The following is a 3463-nucleotide window of genomic DNA, read 5'->3' as shown; positions in this document are numbered from 1 at the left end:
TGGGAAGAGGTGGGACCCCGCCGCAATAACCACCTGATATTTCTCTCGGTTGACTAGTTCACAGTTGACAAGTTGACTAGTTATTTGTCTTTATCCTTGTCTTCTTTCTGTTATCTTATCAGTAGATCCATTGTTAAACATTGTCCATAGAACTAATAACTTGTTTACTCGTTATCTTGTCAACTCGTCTACTGACTTGTCAGCCGTATAAGGTGACATATTTCCACAAGCAAAACATATAGAACTTTTCTTCTTCCCGTAGAAGAATACACAGCTCAAAGTCTGAGTCACTGGTCCCCGCACTCAAAACTCTGGAGGCGGGAGACCCGAAGAAAGTTTCGGGCAATTAGTAGTGCTCGGCTTTGACGTCACCGTCTTTACACCTACACCCTATCAACGTCATCGTCTATGACGACCCTTATGAGGAGTTCTCATCTTGCGGCTGGCTTCGCACTTAGATGCTTTCAGCGCTTATCCAATCCAGACTCAGATACCCAGCGGTGCACCTGGCGGCACAACTGGTAAACCGGAGGTCTGTCCAACACGGTCCTCTCGTACTAGTGTCAGCACCACGCAAAACTCCAACGCCCACGATAGATAGAGACCGAACTGTCTCACGACGTTCTGAACCCAGCTCGCGTGCCACTTTAATGGGCGAACAGCCCAACCCTTGGGACCTTCTCCAGCCCCAGGATGTGACGAGCCGACATCGAGGTGCCAAACCACCCCGTCGATATGAGCTCTTGGGGGGGATCAGCCTGTTATCCCCGGAGTACCTTTTATCCTTTGAGCGACGGAGTTTCCATACACGTCCGCCGGATCACTATGCCCCAGTTTCCTGCCTGCTCGGCATGTCTGCCTCCCAGTCAAGCGCCCTTATGCCATTGCACTCTATAAGGCCGGTTACCAATCGGCCCGAGGGCACCTTTGGAAGCCTCCGTTACGCTTTTGGAGGCGACCACCCCAGTCAAACTACCCACCAAGCAGTGTCCGCGCAAACTGCGCGTTAGACCTCAGACAGCCAAAGGGCCGTATTTCAAGGATGGCTCCACGAATGCTGGCGCACCCGCTTCGAAGCCTCCGGCCTATCCTACACATCGGATGACCAAGGTCAATGCTAAGCTGTAGTAAAGGTTCACGGGGTCTTTTCGTCCCATCGCGGGTAATCGGCATCTTCACCGATACTACAATTTCACTGAGCTCATGGTTGAGACAGCGTCCAGATCATTACACCATTCGTGCAGGTCGGAACTTACCCGACAAGGAATTTCGCTACCTTAGGACCGTTATAGTTACGGCCGCCGTTTACCGGGGCTTCAATTCAATGCTTCCCATTGCTGGTGACATCTCCTCTTAACCTTCCGGCACCGGGCAGGTGTCAGGCTGTATACTTCATCTTTCGAGTTTGCACAGCCCTGTGTTTTTGTTAAACAGTTGCCTGGACCGATTCTCTGCGCCTCATATTGCTATGAGGACCCCTTATCCCGAAGTTACGGGGTCAATTTGCCTAGTTCCTTAACCATGAATCTCTCAACGCCTTAGTATATTCTACCCGACCACGTGTGTCCGTTTGCGGTACGGGTCGCATATACATTAAGTTTAGCGGATTTTCTCGGAAGTATGATTACCTGCACTCAAGTTATCCCGAAGGATTACCTGTACTTTCATGGTTCAGCTCGGAAGGTGGATTTGCCTGCCTTCCTCATAGCCTACGCACTTAAACGCCCTATTCCGTCAGGGCGCGGCAGTGTCACTGCTCCGTCTCCACATCACTGTATATGCGAGTTGCGGAATATTAACCGCATCTGCCATCGCCTTCGCCGTTCGGCTGAGACTTAGGACCCGACTAACCCCGGGCTGATTGGCATCGCCCGGGAAACCTCGGTCTTTCGGCGAAAGGGAATCTCACCCTTTTTATCGTTACTTATACCTACATTTGCTTTTCCATAAGCTCCAGGATCGGTTACCCTCACCATTCAACGCCGATGGAATGCTCCCCTACCGATACTTTTAATATACATTACTATCCCGCGCCTTCGGTATCTGACTTATACCCGATTATTATCCATGCCCGGACCCTCGACTAGTGAGCTGTTACGCACTCTTTGAATGAATGGCTGCTTCCAAGCCAACATCCTAGCTGTCACGGGGACCAGACTTCGTTAGACTAACTTAGACAGAATTTCGGGACCTTAGACGGCGGTCTGGATTCTTCTCCTCTCGGGGACGGACCTTAGCACCCGCCCCCTTACTGCACGACTGCAGTCCATAAGCATTCGGAGTTCGTCAGGTCTCGATAGGCGGTGAAGCCCTCTTGACCTATCGGTCGCTCTACCTCTTATGGAAATCGTCGCACGCGGCACCTAAATGCCTTTCGGGGAGTACGAGCTATCTCCAAGTTTGATTGGCCTTTCACTCCTACACTCACCTCATCGGGAAGCTTTTCAACGCTTATCCGTGCGGTCCTCCATCCGGTGTTACCCGGACTTCAACCTGGGCAAGTGTAGATCACTTGGTTTCGCGTCTACCCCATCTGACTCGACGCCCTATTCAGGCTCGCTTTCACTGCGGATGCGCGTCTCATGACGCTTATCCTTGCCAGACATGGTAACTCGTAGGTTCATTATGCAAAAGGCACGCCGTCACCGCTTACGCAGCTCCGACCGCTTGTAGGCGCATGGTTTCAGGAACTATTTCACTCTCCTCATCGGAGTGCTTTTCACCTTTCCTTCACAGTACTCGTTCACTATCGGTCTCACGGGAGTATTTAGCCTTACCGGATGGTCCCGGCTGATTCGCGCAGAATTTCACGTGTTCCGCGTTACTCAGGATACCACTACGTCTCGTCATGCTTCGAATACGGGATTATCACCCTCTATGATTGTTCTTTCCAGAACATTCTTCTCACAATCTAAGTACGACAGCGTGGTCCTACAACCCCTGCTAAGCGTTGCCACAAAGCAGGTTTGGGCTATTCCCCGTTCGCTCGCCACTACTAGGGGAATCATTATTTATTTTCTCTTCCTAAAGGTACTAAGATGTTTCAGTTCCCTTCGTTCGCCTCACTACCTAATGTAGTGATAACAGGTCTTCAACCTGCTGGGTTGTCCCATTCGGAAATCCTTGGATCAAAGGTTATTTGCACCTACCCAAGGCTTATCGCAGCTTATCACGTCCTTCATCGCCTCCGTGAGCCAAGGCATCCGCCATGCGCCCTTTCTTACTTTCTTCGCCTTCTTTGTAATTACTTACAAAGAATGTAGCTCATACTTTCAGCTGTTGTGTGATTCTAAAGAATTTGAAGTTTTTTCTTCAATAATTAGAATTCTAATTCTTCCTATTATAGAAAGAATAGTTCTACATTACAGTCTTGCTTGTGTCAATATGTCAAAGATCTTGTGCTGTTACTCTCTGTGTTCAGAGGCAGTGCCTCAGAAACATAGAACAGCGTGGTGGAGAATAA

The 3463-nt window shown here is 49.8% G+C and carries 1 rRNA gene; it reads right to left on the bottom strand.

Features of this window, described 5'->3' with window-relative positions:
- Positions 1–327: 327 nt before the first annotated feature.
- Positions 328–3230 (bottom strand): 23S ribosomal RNA (locus tag HMPREF1505_RS07675).
- Positions 3231–3463 lie beyond the last annotated feature (233 nt).

Source organism: Prevotella sp. ICM33, from assembly GCF_000517825.1.
GTDB lineage: Bacteria > Bacteroidota > Bacteroidia > Bacteroidales > Bacteroidaceae > Prevotella > Prevotella melaninogenica.
Note: the sequence above shows the minus strand (reverse complement) of the source record. Positions and strands in the feature narration are given on the sequence as shown.